This is a genomic window from Streptomyces sp. NPDC058375 (assembly GCF_042723425.1).
In the GTDB taxonomy this organism is placed as follows: domain Bacteria; phylum Actinomycetota; class Actinomycetes; order Streptomycetales; family Streptomycetaceae; genus Streptomyces; species Streptomyces durocortorensis.
Genome location: NZ_JBHXJG010000030.1, coordinates 1 through 16133 on the forward strand (window position 1 = coordinate 1; position 16133 = coordinate 16133).

11 protein-coding genes are annotated in these 16133 nt (G+C 73.4%); 2 read left to right on the forward strand and 9 right to left on the reverse strand.

The features are described from left to right. Positions 1–76: 76 nt before the first annotated feature. On the reverse strand, positions 77–3610 hold the full coding sequence (gene mfd / locus ACFWM7_RS07770) for a transcription-repair coupling factor (RefSeq protein WP_383256345.1): 3534 nt from the start codon (positions 3608–3610) through the stop codon (positions 77–79). Positions 3611–4050: 440 nt separating this feature from the next. Here mfd and ACFWM7_RS07775 point away from each other — a divergent pair, with 440 nt between their 5' ends. Continuing rightward, on the forward strand, positions 4051–5058 hold the full coding sequence (locus tag ACFWM7_RS07775; RefSeq protein ID WP_383256347.1) for a helix-turn-helix transcriptional regulator: 1008 nt from the start codon (positions 4051–4053) through the stop codon (positions 5056–5058). A gap of 40 nt (positions 5059–5098) precedes the next feature. On the opposite strand, the gene ACFWM7_RS07780 is transcribed toward ACFWM7_RS07775, so the two are convergent. Continuing rightward, complete coding sequence (locus ACFWM7_RS07780; protein ID WP_383256348.1) at positions 5099–5362, reverse strand: hypothetical protein; 264 nt, start codon at positions 5360–5362, stop codon at positions 5099–5101. Further along, positions 5359–6624 (reverse strand): amidohydrolase, encoded by a 1266-nt coding sequence (locus ACFWM7_RS07785; RefSeq protein WP_383256398.1) that lies wholly within the window; start codon positions 6622–6624, stop codon positions 5359–5361. Before ACFWM7_RS07785 ends, ACFWM7_RS07780 begins: the two co-directional genes overlap by 4 nt. A gap of 415 nt (positions 6625–7039) precedes the next feature. On the opposite strand from ACFWM7_RS07785, the gene ACFWM7_RS07790 reads away from it, so the two are divergent. After that, positions 7040–7216 carry a thiazolylpeptide-type bacteriocin gene (locus tag ACFWM7_RS07790; protein ID WP_010059803.1) on the forward strand — a complete coding sequence of 59 codons (177 nt, stop codon included), beginning with the start codon at positions 7040–7042 and terminating at the stop codon, positions 7214–7216. Between the two features lie 77 nt (positions 7217–7293). On the opposite strand, the gene ACFWM7_RS07795 is transcribed toward ACFWM7_RS07790, so the two are convergent. The 6 genes from ACFWM7_RS07795 to ACFWM7_RS07820 all read right to left on the reverse strand — a co-directional run bounded on the left by ACFWM7_RS07795 (position 7294) and on the right by ACFWM7_RS07820 (position 16125). Next, positions 7294–9354, reverse strand: coding sequence for a TOMM precursor leader peptide-binding protein (locus ACFWM7_RS07795; protein ID WP_383256350.1), 2061 nt, complete (start codon positions 9352–9354; stop codon positions 7294–7296). Then, positions 9351–10106 carry an ABC transporter permease gene (locus ACFWM7_RS07800; protein ID WP_383256352.1) on the reverse strand — a complete coding sequence of 252 codons (756 nt, stop codon included), beginning with the start codon at positions 10104–10106 and terminating at the stop codon, positions 9351–9353. Before ACFWM7_RS07800 ends, ACFWM7_RS07795 begins: the two co-directional genes overlap by 4 nt. 118 nt (positions 10107–10224) lie before the next feature. After that, the gene (locus ACFWM7_RS07805; RefSeq protein WP_383256354.1) at positions 10225–11181 is read right to left on the reverse strand and encodes an ABC transporter ATP-binding protein; all 957 of its coding nucleotides are present in this window, start codon (positions 11179–11181) and stop codon (positions 10225–10227) included. Positions 11182–11204: 23 nt separating this feature from the next. After that, positions 11205–12308, reverse strand: a complete 1104-nt coding sequence (locus ACFWM7_RS07810; RefSeq protein ID WP_383256356.1) for a peptidase M50 — start codon at positions 12306–12308, stop codon at positions 11205–11207. Beyond that, positions 12305–13399, reverse strand: a complete 1095-nt coding sequence (locus ACFWM7_RS07815; RefSeq protein WP_383256359.1) for a lantibiotic dehydratase C-terminal domain-containing protein — start codon at positions 13397–13399, stop codon at positions 12305–12307. The genes ACFWM7_RS07810 and ACFWM7_RS07815 overlap by 4 nt, the downstream gene beginning before the upstream one ends. Beyond that, positions 13396–16125 (reverse strand): lantibiotic dehydratase, encoded by a 2730-nt coding sequence (locus ACFWM7_RS07820; RefSeq protein WP_383256361.1) that lies wholly within the window; start codon positions 16123–16125, stop codon positions 13396–13398. Before ACFWM7_RS07820 ends, ACFWM7_RS07815 begins: the two co-directional genes overlap by 4 nt. Between the last annotated feature and the right edge of the window lie 8 nt (positions 16126–16133).

Sequence of the window (16133 nt, forward strand, 5' to 3'; positions counted from 1 at the left end):
GGCGGGGCCCGATCGTTCGCGAGCCCCGGGGAGCACAGGCTCCCCGGGGTCCGGTCGTTCCCAAAGCTCCCGGGAGCTACGACCCCAGGATCGTCGTCAGGAACTCGCCCGTCCACGCCAGCAGTTCGCGGCCGATGACCGGCTTGCCGCCGATCTTGCCCGTCGTCGGGCGCGGGACCAGGATCTGGTGGGCGGCCGGCTTGATGACCGTCTTGGGGTGCAGGCGCTTCAGGCGCAGCTCCTGGGACTCGCGCAACTCCACCGGGGCGAAGCGGATGTTGGAGCCCTGGAGGACGATCTCGCCCACTCCGCAGGCGCGGGCCAGCATGCGCAGGCCGGCGACCAGGAGGAGGTTCTCCACCGGTTCGGGCAACGGGCCGTAGCGGTCGGTCAGTTCCTCGCGGACCGCTCGGATGTCGTCCTCCGAGTTGGCCGAGGCGATCGCGCGGTACGCCTGGAGGCGCAGGCGCTCGCCGGGGGCGTAGTCGTGTGGGACGTGCGCGTCGACCGGGAGCTCGATCTTGACCTCCAGCGGGGGCTCCTCCTGCTCGCCGCCCTCCATCTGAGCCCGGTAGTCGGCCACCGCCTCGCCGACCATACGGACGTACAGGTCGAAGCCGACGCCCGCGATGTGACCGGACTGCTCGCCCCCGAGCAAATTGCCCGCGCCGCGGATCTCCAGGTCCTTCATCGCCACGTACATGCCCGCGCCCATCTCCGTGTGCTGGGCGATCGTCGCCAGGCGTTCGTGGGCCGTCTCCGTCAGGGGCTTCTCGGGCGGGTAGAGGAAGTAGGCGTAGCCCCGGTCGCGGCCTCGGCCCACCCGGCCGCGCAGCTGGTGCAGTTGGGAGAGGCCGAAGTTGTCGCCGCGCTCCACGATCAGGGTGTTGGCGTTGGAGATGTCGATGCCGGACTCGACGATCGTCGTGGAGACCAGGACGTCGAACTTCTTCTCCCAGAAGTCCACCACCACCTGCTCCAGGGCCGCCTCCGACATCTGGCCGTGGGCCGTCGCGATCCGCGCCTCCGGGATGATCTCGCGCAGGCGCGCGGCCGCCCGGTCGATGGACTCGACCCGGTTGTGGATGTAGAAGACCTGGCCCTCACGCAGGAGTTCACGCCGGACCGCCGCGCCGATCTGCTTCTCCTCGTACGGGCCGACGAAGGTGAGCACCGGGTGGCGCTCCTCCGGCGGGGTGGTGATCGTGGACATCTCGCGGATGCCCGTCACCGCCATTTCGAGCGTACGGGGGATGGGGGTCGCGGACATGGTGAGCACGTCCACGTTGGCGCGGAGCTTCTTCAACTGCTCCTTGTGCTCGACGCCGAACCGCTGCTCCTCGTCCACGATGACCAGGCCGAGGTCCTTGAACTTCGTCTCGGAGGAGAACAGCCGGTGCGTGCCGATGACCAGGTCGACCGAGCCGTCCTTCAGGCCTTCGAGCGTTGCCTTGGCTTCTGTTTCCGATTGGAAGCGGCTCAACGCTCGGACGTTGACCGGGAATTGTGCGTAGCGCTCGGTGAACGTGCCGTAGTGCTGCTGCACGAGGAGCGTCGTGGGGACCAGGACCGCCACCTGCTTGCCGTCCTGCACCGCCTTGAACGCCGCCCGGACCGCGATCTCCGTCTTGCCGTAACCGACGTCGCCGCAGATCAGTCGGTCCATCGGGACCGTCTTCTCCATGTCCTCCTTGACCTCGGCGATCGTGGACAGCTGGTCGGGCGTCTCCGCGTACGGGAACGCGTCCTCCAGCTCCCGCTGCCACGGGGTGTCCGAGCCGAAGGCGTGGCCCGGGGCCGCCATGCGCGCGCTGTACAGCTTGATCAGGTCGGCGGCGATCTCCTTGACCGCCTTCTTCGCCCGCTGCTTCGTCTTCGTCCAGTCCGCGCCGCCGAGCCGGTGCAGCGTCGGGGCCTCGCCGCCGACGTACTTGGTGACCTGCTCCAGCTGGTCGGTCGGGATGTAGAGGCGGTCGCCCGGCTGGCCGCGCTTGGCGGGGGCGTACTCGACGAGCAGATACTCGCGGGTCGCGCCCTGGACCGTGCGCTGCACCATCTCCACGTACCGGCCGACGCCGTGCTGTTCGTGGACGATGTAGTCGCCGACCTCCAGGGTCAGCGGGTCGATCGTCTTCCTGCGGCGGGCCGGCATCCGGCCGAGGTCCTTGGTGGCCGTGCGCTGGCCGGTCAGGTCGGTCTCGGTGAGCACCGCCAGCTTCAGCGCCGGGTCGACGAAGCCCTGCTCGATGGCCCCGCAGGACACGTGCACCAGGGACGGGGTGAGCTCCGTCAGGTCCGCGTCGAGGCGGGCCGCGATGCCCTCGCCGCCCAGCACCTCGACCGTACGGGAGGCGAGGCCCTGGCCCTCCGTGACGTACACCGTGCGCCAGCCGTCGGCCAGCCAGCCCTTGGTGTCGGCGAGCGCGCGGGCGGTGTCGCCCCGGTACGCCTCCGGGGCGTGCATCGAGAGCTGGAGGGTGTCGTCGTCGTGGTCTGCGGCGTCGGCCGCGAACGGGGAGATCGACCACCACATCATGTTCAGCTCACGGGCCCGGTCCCGGACGTCCGCGATGCCCCACAGCGAGGCCGCGCCCACGTCGATCGGGGCCTCGCCGCCGCCCGCGCTCGCCGCCCACGACGCCTGGAGGAACTCCTGACTCGTGGCGACCAGGTCGGCGGCCCGGGTGCGGACCCGCTCCGGGTCGCAGACGATCGCCATCGCGTCCTTCGGCAGGACGTCGAGCAGCAGCTCCATGTCGTCGACCAGCACCGGGGCCAGGGACTCCATGCCCTCGACCGCGATGCCCTCCGCGATCTTGCCGAGCAGTTCGCCCAGCTCAGGGTGGGCCTCGGCGAGGGCCGCCGCCCGCTCCCGCACCTCGTCGGTCAGCAGCAGCTCGCGGCAGGGCGGGGCCCACAGCCCGTGCGCGGCGACCTCCAGGGACCGCTGGTCGGCGATCTTGAAGTAGCGGATCTCCTCGACCTCGTCGCCCCAGAACTCCACCCGGAGGGGGTGCTCCTCGGTCGGCGGGAAGACGTCCAGGATGCCGCCTCGTACGGCGAACTCGCCGCGCTTCTCGACCAGTTCCACCCGGGAGTACGCGGCGGCCGCCAGCGCGTCCACCACCTCCCCCAGGTCCGCGCTCTGACCGCCGGCCAGCGCCACGGGCTCCAGCTCGCCGAGCCCCTTGACCTGCGGCTGGAGCACGGAGCGGATCGGCGCGACGACGACGGAGACCGGGCCCGTCTCCGGGTCGTCCTCGCGGGGATGCGCCAGGCGGCGCAGCACGGCGAGGCGGCGGCCCACGGTGTCCGAGCGGGGCGAGAGCCGTTCGTGCGGCAGGGTCTCCCAGGACGGGTACTCCGCGATCGTGTCCGGCGGCAGCAGCGTGCGCAGGGCCGCGGCCAGGTCCTCGGCCTCCCGGCCCGTCGCGGTGACGGCCAGCACGGTCCGGCCGGTCTGCCGGGCCAGCGCGGCCACGGCGAACGGGCGCGCACCGGGCGGGCCCACCAGGTCGACATGGGCCCGGTGCCCGTCTCCGGCGGCCTTCACCGCCTCGGCGAGCGCCGGGTCCGTAACGACGACATCCAGCAGACCGTGCAGGCTCATGAAGTTTCCGTCCGGGATCAGATCAGCGGTGGCTCAGGACGCTGCCGGCAGCCGGCTGCTGCCCGGGCAACGCGAAGGGCCCGACACGTGGGACGCGCCGGGGGTTCCAGGTTACGACCCGGGGGTGACAGCCGCGCCCGCAACCGGCCGGGAGGCCCTGGCCGCCCACGCCGAGGGGCCCCGGCCGCCCGTCGTGCCGGGCCCGCCGCTCGTCGACGGTCGCGCACCGTTCATCTCTGTATCGCACACAGTTGTGCCGGGGATCCTCACAGGAGTGAGCACAGCGTCTAGTCTTTGCCCGACCCTTGCACACCAGGGTGTTCCGAGAGCGTCACACAGGCAGTACCGAGCACGGGCGGAGCGAGTAGCGGCCGGGGCGGGCGGCGCGGGGCGATCCCCCTCGGTGCACGGCCCCGCGGCATCAGGCATCGGGGGCGTACGTGGGCGAGAACGAGATGTCTGTCTTCGGGATCCCGGAGGCCGAGGAAGAGATCTACCGGCACTTCCTGCGCAACCCCGGCACCCGCGCCGACGACCTCCACCTCCTGCTGCACTCCCGGTCCGGGGAGGCCCGCGGCCGGATCGCCCGGCTCCAGGAGCTGGGGCTGCTGCGCGCCGAGGACGCGGAGCGGCGGATCTTCCCGGTGGACCCCGAGGTGGCCCTCACCCGGCTGGTGGACATCCGGCTCCACGCGCTCCACCAGGAGTTGCAGCGCGTCACCCGGTCGCGGCACGTCATTGACGGTCTACGCGCGGAGCAGGGGGCCCGGACGCCCCCTCCGCAGGGCATCGAGCAGCTGGAGGGGCTGGCCCAGATCCGTAACCGGATCGACGACCTCGCGTTCTTCGCCCGGGAGGAGATCCTCTCCGTGGAGCCGTACACCCGGCTGTCGGCGGAGAACATCGCCCGCTCCCGTCCGCTGGACCTGCGCTGTCTGCGGCGCGGGGTGCGGATCCGCAACGTCGTCTCCAGCGTGGCGCTCCAGGATCCGCCGACCGCCGCCTATCTGCGCGAGCTGGCCGAGCACGGGGCGGCGATCCGGGTGACGCCGGACACCACGGAGCGGCTCCTCGTCTACGACCGCCGGGCGGCGCTCGTCCCGCTGGACCCGCGCGACACCTCGCGGGGCGCGCTCCTGGCCCATCGCAGCGGCCTGGTCTCCAACATCATCTCCCTGTTCGAGCGGATCTGGGACCAGGCCGACGATCTGTCCCGGGCGGTCGACGGCGCGCCGAGCGGTGAGGACGCGGCCGTCCCCCGCCCCTCCGGTATCGAGCGGCGGGTGCTCGTGTCGATGTGCACGGTGGGCAAGGACGAGGCGGGCGCGCGGGAGCTGGGGGTGTCGGTGCGGACCTACCGGCGGCATGTCGCCGACCTGATGCAGACGCTCGGCGCGGCCAGCCGGGCGCAGGCCGCTCTGCTGGCCCGCGAACGCGGCTGGATCTGACCTCCTGGGGGGAGCACGGGGGCTGCTGCGAGCCCTTCTCCTACCGTTCCTCCGTCCAGCCGCGCAGGGCGGTGTCCGCCAGGACGCAGGACACCGCCCGCCGTACCGTCGACGCATCCGTCGCCCCGGCCAGCTCGATCCGCAGAGCCACCCGGTCCTGGGCCACATCGGTGTGGCAGGCCCAGTGCGCGGGAAGCAGCCCCAGCAGCCGTACGACGGTGGTCCACCCGGTCGGGGCCGCCCGGTCGCGGCGTACGACGATCACGTCGGCCACCCCGGTCCCGCCGGTCCGGCCCGCCGTCATGATGCCGCCTCCCGGTCCCCGGCGGGCCCCGGTCCCAGCACCTGCCGGGCCGCCGCCGCCAGGGCCGTGATGCCGACGGGCAGGGCGGCCCTGACGTCGGGGGCGAAGCCGGGGGCGTGGTTGGGCGGTACGGGTTCGCCTCCGGCGCGGGCCGCCCGCCAGGGCCCCGCCCCGGTGGTCCCGAGCATCCAGTACGCGGCCGGAACCCCGCCCGCCGCGAAGTGCGGGAAGTCCTCCGTGGCCGCCGACCCGGCGAGGTCCAGCACCCGGGCGGGCCCGAGCAGCGCCTCGTGGGCCCGGCGCACCCGGGCGGTCAGCGCCGGGTCGGGGCGCAGGGCGGGCGAGCGGGCGGTAACGGTGAAGTCGGGCGCGCGCGGGGATCCGGACGCGGCGGCCTCGGCCCGGACGACGCGTTCGGCGGCGGCGGCCAGCCGGTCGAGCGCCTCTTCGGTGAACGCCCTGATGGTGAGGGAGAGTTCGGCGTGGTCCGGGGTGATGTTGCCGCGCTCGCCCGCCCGCACCGAGCCCACGGTGAGCACGGCCTGCTCGGCGGGCGCGGTCGCCTCGGCCACCACGGTGCGCAGGCGCAGGACGGTGGCGGCGGCCATCAGGACCGGGTCGAGGTTGAGGTGCGGGGTGGCCGCGTGACCGCCCCGGCCGTGCAGGACCGCCTCGACGGCGACGCTCCCCGCCATCAGGGGCGGCCCGCCGGCCGGCGCATGGGCGAGGGTACCGGCGGGGAGCGGGGCGGCGTGCTGGGCCAGCACCGCGTCGGGGACGCCGAACCGCTCGTACAGTCGGCCCTCCTCCAGCAGGGACCGGGCCCCGCTCAGCGTCTCCTCCTCGGGCTGGCCGACGACGAGGACCGTGCCCCGCCAGGTGTCCCGGGTGGCGGCGAGGAGTGCCACCGCCCCGGCGACCGCCGCGATGTGCAGGTCGTGGCCGCAGGCGTGCATGGTTCCGGGCACGGTGCTGGCGTACGGGAGTCCGGTGGCCTCGGTGACGGGCAGCGCGTCCAGTTCGGTGCGCAGCAGCACCGTGGGGCCCGGCCCGTTGCGCAGGACCCCGACGAGTCCGTGGCCGCCGCCCACGGAACGGGAGACCGTACAGCCCGACTCGGTGAGCCGGGCGGCGAGGCGGTCGGCGGTGCGGTGCTCGTGGCCGGAGAGTTCGGGGTGGGCGTGCAGGTCGAGGTAGAGCTCGACGGCGGTGCGGAGCAGGGGGCGGGGCAGGGGCCGGGGCAGGGAGCCCGGCGGTGACACCTGCCCGGGGGCCCTGCCTGCCGGAGCCCCTCCGTCGGCCGGCCGGTCGGCCGCCCCGGGCCCGTCGCCGGTCGCGTGCCTGTTGCCGGTCGCGTGCCTGTTGCCGGTCACGTGCCTGTTGTCGGTCGTGTGGCCGTCGTCGTCCGTGTGCCCGTCGCCGGCTCCGCGTCGCTCGTCGTCGTCCGGGTTCTCCGTCGTCGTCCTCGCCGCTGTGACCACCGCGCACCTCATCTCTGCTGAACGAGCCTGCTCCGTACGGCTGTCACGTGCCGCTCCGCCGCCCTGCCACCGGGTGCCAGCGATGTGACAGCGAAAACGCGGCCGATCTGACAGCGGCCACGCCTGCAATGGGTCCAGCACCCGGGCACCGGACCGGAACAGCCGGCCGAACCCCCACGAGACCAGGGAGACCGCCATGACCCCCAAGACCGAACTCGCCACCCTCGCCGACGAGATCCTGGAGCTGGAGTCGGAGACCTTCGAGATCTCGGACTACTCCGACGCCTCCGAGGTCGTCCTCGCCGGTTCCACGTCGTGTTCCTCGACGTCGACCTGCTCCAGCACCACCAGCACCACCTCCTGCAGCGCCTGAGTCCGCTGCTCGGCCCGCTCGTGCGCCTGCCCCCTCCGTCGGTCGGAGGGGGCTGTCGTACGTGCCCCGCGGGCCGGTCACGGGAACGGGTGCGGGACGGCCTTGATCTCCGCCTCCGGCAGGTCGTCGGCCCGCCGGCCGGCCGCCCGCAGCGCGGTCCGCAGCCGGGGCATGCGCAGGGCCCGCTGTCTGCTCCAGCCGAAGTCCAGCGGCAGCAGTCCGGGGGCGATGGTGGAGACGGTGTGCAGGCCCATCCGGCGCTGCTCCGGCGTCGTCTGGTCGACGGCGAGGACGTCGTACCCCGCCCCCGCCAACCGGTCCCGCAGCAGCCGCAGATCGTCCAGCAGGTCTCCGGTGCGGGGGCGCAGCGGCTGCCAGTCGGCGAACGCCTCCGCCGGCGGGAGGACCGCGACCGGCTCCAGGTACTCGGCGGCGTGCCGGGCCATGGACGGCAGGCCGTAGAGCTGGGCGTGGTCCTTGAGGTGCAGGACCTTGGTGAAGTCCCGCTCCATTTCCTCCAGTTCGGCCCGTCGCTCGGCGACCTGGTAGGGCAGGTGCGGGATGTAGGTGAGGACTTCGGACAGGGCCGCCTCCACCGTGTCCGCCGGGTCGAAGCCGGCCGCCGCGCTGAAGGACAGAGTGCCGGGGCCGCCGTCCCGGCGCACCGCGAGGGCGGTGACGACGGGGACCGCCAGATCCATCCGCGTATCGAAGGCGTGCACGTCGTAACCGTGCAGGGCCGCCCGGTCGAGCATCGAGCGGACGGCGGGGGTGGTCGCGGTGGTGAGGTCGAGCGCGGTGAGGCGGGCGCGGCCGTACCAGGCGAGGAGGAAGGCGTCCCGCTCGACGAGTTCGAGCAGCCCGAAGAGGATCGCCTCCTCCGGACTGGCGCCGGTGGCACAGCCGTTGGAGCATTCGAAGACGAAGTTGTCCGCGTCGACGCCCGCGCTGTAGTGGGCGAGCCGGGCCGGGATCAGGACCGGGGCGTCGTCGCGCAGGGAGTGACCCCAGACCCAGGGGATCGCCCGGTCCGGGTCGAAGGGGCTGACCAGGGGGTCGGCGGCGTACGTCTCGGGGGCGTAGAAGCCGCAGTCGGCGGGGTTCAGGGCGGCCTGGCCCTGGCCGGAGAGGTTGCGGTAGCTGTCGACGACCGGGGTCGTGCCGCGTCGGCGGTGGGTGCCCGCGTACCGCTCCAGGCCCTCCAGGTGGGCGAGGGTGCGGCTGGTGGCGTAGCGGTTGGCCTGGCCGCTCCAGGTGACGTCGTTGAGACCGGCGTAACCGCGTACGAAGTGGGTTCCGGCGACCGGGGCGGTGGTGGTGGAGGTGGGGTTGATCCAGATGTCGGAACCGAGCGTGCCGCAGACCGGGTTGGCGAGGGCGGCGGTCGGCAGCGGGTAGGAGCCCAGGGTGCGGAGGCGGTAGGTGTCGGGGTCCGGTTTGGGGGTGGGGGCCAGTGTCATACGGGCGGCCTCCGCCGTGTCCGGGACTTCGTGGACGCAGGCGGGGCACAGCGGTTCGGGCAGCAGCGGGAAGGTGGCCGTGGCGAGGGTGACCAGGTCGACCCGGGTGACCTGGGGCAGTGCCCGGTCGGCGGGGGTCGCGGCGGTATCGGCTCCGGCGGGCGGGGTGGCGGCGTTCACGGCCGCACCGGGCAGGGTGGCGGCAGCGTCGGCGGGCGCGGCGTCCGGGGTGGCGGGGACCGGACCGGGCAGGGCGCCCGCGCCGGTCATCACCGCGCTGTACGTGGCCCAGACCGCGTCCACCGCGTACTCCGTGAGCACCGGCCAGTGCACGGCCCCCCGCGGCTCGTGCCCCAGCTCCAGTGCCTCCCGTTCCGACCGGCTGCGCAGCCGCTGCCAGCGCATCGCAAGGCACTGGCCGCAGGCGGTGGCGTCGGGCCCGCCGCCCCAGGGGCCGATGAGGACGGCCCGGGAGGTCAGCTGGACGTCGGCGGCGGGCCGGGTGTCGGCGTACCGGTCCGGGTGGCCGAAGCCGAGGACGTCGGCGGCCCCGAGCGGAACCACGTACGGCACGGGCAGGCCGCTGCCGCCGGGCGCAACCGCGTGGCGGGCCGACAACGCGGACTGGAGCCGGGCGCGCGCCGCGTCCAGCGGGGTCGAGGCGGTGGCCGTCGTCATGACTTGTCGCTCCAGCGGAAGGTCTTCAGCGCCACCGCGCCGAGGACGAGGGCGAATCCGGCGAGTACGGCGCAGGCGACGCCGATGTCCGTCAGGGTGCCGCCGCCGGTCAGCGCGCCGGAGACCCCGTCGTTGAGGTAGCGCAGGGGCAGGACCCGGGAGAGGGTCTGCATCCAGCCGGGCATGGCGTCCAGCGGGAAGAACGAGCCGGACAGGAACGCCATCGGAATCATCAGGCAGTTGGCGACGGCGGCGACCGCCTCGGGGGTCTTCGCGTAGCTGCCGACGATGACGCCCAGCGCGAGGAACGCGGTGATGCCGAGCACCAGCACCGGCAGGGCGAGCGGCCAGCGTTCGTCCAACTGGAGCCCGAAGGAGGGGAGCAGGGCAACGGCGACGAAGAGGACCGCCTGTACGGCTCCGATGCCGAGCGCCAGGACGTAACGGGAGGCGAGGACGGTGGAGACGGGCGTGGGCGTCATCCGGATCAGCCGGAGGATGTCGTCGCGCCGCCACTGCATGAGGACGAACCCGACGCCGAAGACGGCGGCGTTGCCGACGCCCCAGGAGAGCACGCCGGGCGCGATGTAGTTGATGTAGGGCTTGCCGCTCTCCTCGACCGTCTGGCCGTGGAAGATCAGGCCGAAGACCACCAGGAAGATCAGCGGGAAGGCGAAGGTGAAGAAGAGGGTGGTGCGGTCACGGGTGTAGGCCCGGTATCCGGCCTGGCTCAGCGCGGTGTAGGCGGTCATGGGGGTGTCTCCGTATCGCTGGATCACTGCACGGGTGTGCGTGGGGGCTACAGCTGGGGGCTACGGCTGGGCGGGGCGGTCGCGGATCGTCCGGGTTAGGGCTGCGCGGCGGCCGGGGTCACGGCTGTGCGGCTCCCGTGCCGGTCAGGTCCAGGTACACGTCCTCCAGGCTCACCGTCCTGGTCTGTACGCCCTGGAGCCCCGCGATCGCGTCGACGGCGGCCAGGACCCGGCCCGCCGCGAGGGTCTCCAGCACGAGCGAGCCGCCCTCCTCGGTGACCCGGTCCACGTCCGGGATGGCGCGGGCCTGTTCGGGGGTGAGGCGGTCGGCCGGGACCAGCAGCCGGGTGGTGGGGCTGGAGGCGGCGATCAGCCGGCCGGGGCTGTCGAGGGCGGCGACCTTGCCCGCGACCATGATGGCGACCCGGTCGCAGAGCGCCTCGGCCTCGTCCAGGTGGTGCGTGGTGTAGACGATGGTGCGGCCCTGTCCCTTGAGGTCGCGCAGGACCTGCCAGAGCGAGCGGCGGGCCTGCGGGTCGAGGGCGGCGGTCGGCTCGTCCAGGAAGATCAGTTCGGGGTCGTGGACCAGGGCGGAGGCGATGGCGAGCCGCTGCCGCTGGCCGCCGGAGAGGTCGTCGACCCGGGTGTCGCCCTGCTCGGTGAGGCCGACGGAGGCGAGCGCGCGTGTCGCGGCGGCCGCGTCGCACCGGTAGAGGGCCGCCATGGTGGCCAGGTGTTCGCGGGCGGTCAGCCGGACGAAGAACGCGGACGCCTGGGTCTGCACGCCGAGCCGGGGCAGCAGGGCGGTGTTGCGCGGCCAGGGGCTCTCCCCGAGGACCGCCACCGTGCCGGAGTCGGCCCGCCGCTGGCCCTCCATGATCTCGACGAGCGTGGTCTTGCCCGCCCCGTTGGGCCCGAGCAGCCCGAAGAACTCCCCGCGCGCGACGGTCAGCGAGACCCCGTCGACGGCCCGGGTGTCGCCGTACGTCTTGTGGACGTCGGCCAGGGCGACGGCGGGCCCGGCGGGCGGTCCCGAGGGGGGGTCGTGCGGGGTGCGGGGGGCGGTGGACGTCATGGAACTCTCCTTGGGATGGAACATCAGGCCGTCAGCAGATGATGGGCGCCCGCGACGACCGCCGCGACCAGAGCGGCGAGAACGAGCGCCGTGCCCAACACGTAGGCGGGGTAGGCGATTCGGGCGCGGCGCGGATATGCGGCCGCCTCCGGGGAGCGGCGAAGCGCGAACCGCAGATAGCTGCCGGCGGAGGCCGCGAGACCGGTGGCCCCGGCGAGCTGGCTCGCGATCCTGTACCCGTCGAGCGGTGGCAGCGGCACGAGCATCGCGAACGCCTGCACGCTGCCGAGGAGCAGCAGCGCGGCGAGCGCCTCGTGCGTCGCGTCGTCCAGCGGGGCGAACAGCCAGAGAGCACAGAAGGGGAGCAGGAAGAGGAGGTTCATCACCGCGCCCGCGACCGCCGTGGCGATGCGGTGCCGACGCCGGCCGAGGTAGAGGTAGTCGTCCACCGTGCAGTACATGATGACGACGGGCAGCCGCCACCGGAGCCCGATCTCCGCGACCTGCCCGCCGTGGTGCCGGGCCACCACGCCGTGGGCGAGTTCGTGGAGGGCGGTGCTCAGCCAGAGCAGGATCGCCGTACCGGTCAGCAGGACGGGGTTGCCGATCAATTCGCGTACAGCGAGGAGAAGTTCACGCGCACGGACGGCGATGACCGCCTCCATCGCGACGATCAGCACCAGCAGCGGAACCATCGCCCAGGGCGTCAGCAGAAAGCCGAAGAGCCGGTGGAGGCGGGCGGTGGTGGCGTCGGCGTCGGCCACCAGGGGGAGGGAGCCGCGCAGGAGGGTCCGGGGCTCGGCCGCGACCGCAGGGGCTTTCCGTGCGGGCGTCCCGGCCAGCAGCCCCTTCGTCCCGAGCATCGTGAGGATCTGCTGCCAGTGGGCATCCCCGAGCCGTCGCCCGTACTCCCCCGCGTACTCCTCGCCGATCTCCGCCAGGCTCCGCTCCCCGTCCATGCGGGCGATGAGGAAGTGCTCCTTGGCCCCGACCTTGAAGGAGTTGCCGGTCTCGGGGTCCTTGATCAGGTGGACGGTCGCGGCCCCGTCCAGCAGCGGGTCGCTGAGCAGGACGCGGGGCCGCAGCGCGGGGCGGTGGGCGGCGAGCGACCCGGGGGCGGCGCTCACGCGGGCCCCGCCCCGGACTCCGCTGCGGACTCCGAGGCAGTCCCCTGCGCGGACTCCTTGAGCACCCGGCCCAGGACGTGGCTGAGGTAGGCCTCGTCGCGGATGGTGACGTGCAGCCGGTTGTTGGTCATATGCAGGTACGGGGACAGCAGCAGCGGCAGCGCCACGGCGGGATCGGTGACCCGCTCGTCCCGCTCGCCGTCCCAGGACCGGAAGACCAGGTCCCCGTCCACGGCCAGTTTCCGCGCCCGGTCGCGGAGTTCGGCGCAGTGCTCGGCCCAGCCCGCCAGGGATCCGGGCAGCGAGCGGGCGCTCCCGGGCGGGGCCGTGGCGGCCCGGACGCGGGCGAACCGGTCCCGCAGCCCGTCCGCCGTGCGGGCGTAGTTGCGGTCGTACTCGCCGGTGCCGATGAAGCCGGTGCCGGGGAAGGCGCGGTGCCAGAACGCGTAGTAGTCGTCCAGGTATCCGGTCAGCTCCGCCCGGTCCGGCAGGAAGGTCGAGGACATCACCATCATCAACTGGGCTGCCGTGCCCAGCAGTACGGTGCGCAGGTGGAGGTTCTTGGTGGCCAGCGCGTCGATCACCAGGTCGCTGGAGTGCCGGAAGTGCCACTCGGCCAGCTCGATCCCGGCGGGCCCGCCGTACTTCCCGAACTCCGGCTCGTAACGCTCCCGGTGGCGGGAGTTGTTGGGGCGCAGGTTCATCCGGCCCTGCTCGTCGGTGTAGTGGCCGCGCTCGCTGCCGGGGAACTCGATCTCGAAGAGCGTGTTGTAGAAGTCGTTGAGGAACCCGGAGTCGACCTCGTACAGCGCGGGCCGCTCCGCCAGGAACGCGTCCACGGCCTGTTCGGTGCGGCGGGCCACTTCCGGCTCGGCGGCGGGCGTTGACGGCTTCAGACGCAGCCGTACGTGGGGGCCCTCCAGCCAGTAGTTGATGAAGAAGTACCCGGCGATCAGCCCGTCCGCCTCCAACTCCGCGACCAGCGGGCGGACGCAGTTCAGGAGGAAGGGGCGGGGGTTGGCGGCGTAGAAGACATGGGTGGCCTGCCAGGAGCCGGAGGCGGTCGTCGGCCTGGTCACGAGCGGGGTCATGGGGTCCTCCTGCGGACGGGTGCGGCCGTCTCCACGGCCAGTTCGGCGACATGGCGGCGGTGGCCGGAGACGGTGGGCAGCGCGTCCTCGTCCGGCAGCATCTCCCGGAACACCACACGGGCCCCGGGGGTCTTGATCAGCGCCTCGAAGGCGGACAGGGACAGCGGACTGTCGAAGTCGAGGTACTGCGGTTTGGCCCCGGTCGCGCCCCGGGCCCCGGTGTCCGACACGGTCGCGAAGACCCGGTCGGGCAGGCCGTGGGTACGCCGGAAGGCGTGCCAGTCCAGGAACCAGCCGTCCTCCGGTGCGCCGGGGCGGTGCAGCGGCAGGACGGTGGCCGGGGCGCTCCAGCTGCGCCGGCTCAGGACGAGCGAGCCGTGCCGCACCCGGGGCCGCCCGGTGACCCCGCCCCGCGCCTCGCCCTCGGGGACGCCCGCCCACACGTTCAGCGGGGCCATCGACGTCGGGGAGAGGAGGAGCAGAGTGCGGGGCAGCTCGGGCAGGGCGAGGGGGACGAGGTAGCCGAGGTAGACGGGGACCACCTCGCGGTCCAGGCGGACCGAGCGCAGGGCGAGCCGGTCGGCCCCGGGATCGTGCACGAGGTAGAGGTCGTCCAGATCAATCCTGAACTCCGGCTCCAGCGTGCCGCGTTCACCCGGGCAGACGATCTCGTACGGGGTCAGCCGGCCGTGCAGGTTGAGGTTGCTGGTGACCGGGCCGCCGGTGACCTCGGCGAGGAGCGCACCCTCCGGCACCAGCGTGTCGCTCTCCGCGAGGAGCCGTTCGCCGAGGCCGTCGAAGAGCTGGGTGAACCGGCTGAACGGGAACGACACCCCGCCGTAGGACCGGTTCAGGACGACGAGCGGGTCGCCGGGCCGGTCGGCGATCTGCACGTGGTGGCTCATCGGCGCGAAATCCTGCGCCGGTACGTCCAGTTCACCGGCGACCGCGTCCAGGAAGGCGTCGTCGAGCCGCACTTCGGCCGCATCCGGCTCCGCCGCCTCCCACAGGGCGGCCATCCGGGCGGTGAAGGTGCGGCGCGCGGTGTCGAGGGCGCGGAGCCGGTCCAGGCCCAGCCAGTTGACCTCGGGGACGTAGGTCCCGTCGGCGTCGTACGGGGTGCGGGAGGCGGTGAACGTCATGTACTGGTCGAAGAAGTCCTCGTGGAAGTCGTGGACCAGCTTCAGCAGGTCGTCGCAGCGGCCGCCGTGTCCGTAGCGCGCCAGGAAGAAGCCCTGGAAGGTGATCCGCTGCGGGAGGGTGAGGTCGAAGGCGGGCAGCACCCGCTCCACGGCAGCCAGCGGCCCGGCGGCCAGCTCGCGCCACGCGTCGGGGTCCAGCTCCGTCTGCGGGCCCGCCGCCGCGTCCTCGTACAGCAGCGTCTGCGGGACCTTCGCGCGCCCGGCCGCCGCCCCCAGCTCCTCCTCCTGGACCGCCCGCAGCCCGGCCCGTACGGCCTCCAGCAGGGCGCGCCGCTCGTCCGGGGCCGCGTCGGCGAAGCGGGCGGCGTGGGCGGCGGGCTCCTCCAGGCGGTCCGCGAGCCGGGCGGCCCAGGGTCGTTCCAGGCCGCGCAGCGCGCCCTGGAAGGCGCGGAGCGGGTCGGTGTCGTGGACCTCGGTCCGCAGGCACGGCACCTGGACCATGCCGACGTCCAGGAGCGCCCCGAGGTACTGCTCGCACTCCTCGCGCGCCGCGCCCCGGTCCTCCTCCATCCAGGCCGCCAGCTCGCCGTAGCGGAGGGTGCCGCGCTCCTCGAACAGGCCGAGCAGCCGTTCCAGGGTGCCGCTGCGGCGCAGGAAGAACAGCCGGTCCTTCACCGCGTCGAAGGTGACGGCGGTGTCGTCGTCCCCTGCCGTCACCCAGCGCCGGACGTAGCGGACCCGGTCGTCGTCACGCCCCCAGCCGGAGGCGAGAGCGAGCGGCAGATCGGCGCGGCGGACCGGGTCGGCGATCACCGCGTCGGCGAGCCGGCCGAGCGCCACGACGTTGAGCCGGGCCTGTGTCCGCCACTCCTCCCCGGCCCGCACGCGCAGTCCGTCCGAGCCGCCGAAGACGCCGGGGGCGACGCCGGTGAAGGTGGAGAAGGGGCTGGTCTTGCAGGCGGTCCGGTAGACGTAGGAGAGCAGCGAGCGTTCGATCTTGCGCTGCTTGCGGTCCGGCCGCGCCCCCGGGCGGGACGCCTTCTCCCGGTAGGCGTCGAGCTGGGCGTCCAGGGTCGGGGATGCGAGCAACAGCCCCTTGCGCAGGCGCTCGTGGCCGGCGATCCGGGCCAGCTCGGCGCGGCTGCGGCCGGTCTCCTCCGCCAGCAGACCGGCCCCCGCGTCCCGCTTCCCGGCGAGGGCGCGCCGGCCGGACAGCCAGTCGGCCAGCGCCCGGGCGGCGGCCGGGTCGAGGGAGCGGACCCGGGCGAGGGTGTCCTCGGCGGCGACGGGGTCCGGCAGCCGGTTGTTGAAGACGTCCCGGCGCAGTTTCAGCAGGGCGCGGCGCAGCGGTTCGTCGTCGCTGCCGCCGATCAGCCCGTGCAGCTGGTCCGCCGCCTTTTCGGCCAGCAGCGCCAGTTGCTCGGTGGTGTCGAGGACGTCGTCGACCCAGCGGCGGCTGTCGGGGCAGCGCAGGGCCCGGACCTCGTCGACTGGAAGCCCGGCGACGCGCAGCATGAACGCGGGCCGGGGCGCAGGGGAGTTAGCGCATTTTACGGAGTTCGCGGAGTTCGCGGAGTCGGTCATCGTCGGCC

Excerpts from the sequence above, each read along its gene's own strand:
- mfd (WP_383256345.1), bottom strand. The coding sequence starts at position 3,610 with ATGAGCCTGCACGGTCTGCTGGATGTCGTCGTTACGGACCCGGCGCTC.
- ACFWM7_RS07780 (WP_383256348.1), bottom strand. The coding sequence starts at position 5,362 with ATGACGGCGGGCCGGACCGGCGGGACCGGGGTGGCCGACGTGATCGTC.
- ACFWM7_RS07790 (WP_010059803.1), top strand. The coding sequence starts at position 7,040 with ATGACCCCCAAGACCGAACTCGCCACCCTCGCCGACGAGATCCTGGAG.
- ACFWM7_RS07795 (WP_383256350.1), bottom strand. The coding sequence starts at position 9,354 with ATGACGACGGCCACCGCCTCGACCCCGCTGGACGCGGCGCGCGCCCGG.
- ACFWM7_RS07800 (WP_383256352.1), bottom strand. The coding sequence starts at position 10,106 with ATGACCGCCTACACCGCGCTGAGCCAGGCCGGATACCGGGCCTACACC.
- ACFWM7_RS07805 (WP_383256354.1), bottom strand. The coding sequence starts at position 11,181 with ATGACGTCCACCGCCCCCCGCACCCCGCACGACCCCCCCTCGGGACCG.
- ACFWM7_RS07815 (WP_383256359.1), bottom strand. The coding sequence starts at position 13,399 with ATGACCCCGCTCGTGACCAGGCCGACGACCGCCTCCGGCTCCTGGCAG.
- ACFWM7_RS07820 (WP_383256361.1), bottom strand. The coding sequence starts at position 16,125 with ATGACCGACTCCGCGAACTCCGCGAACTCCGTAAAATGCGCTAACTCC.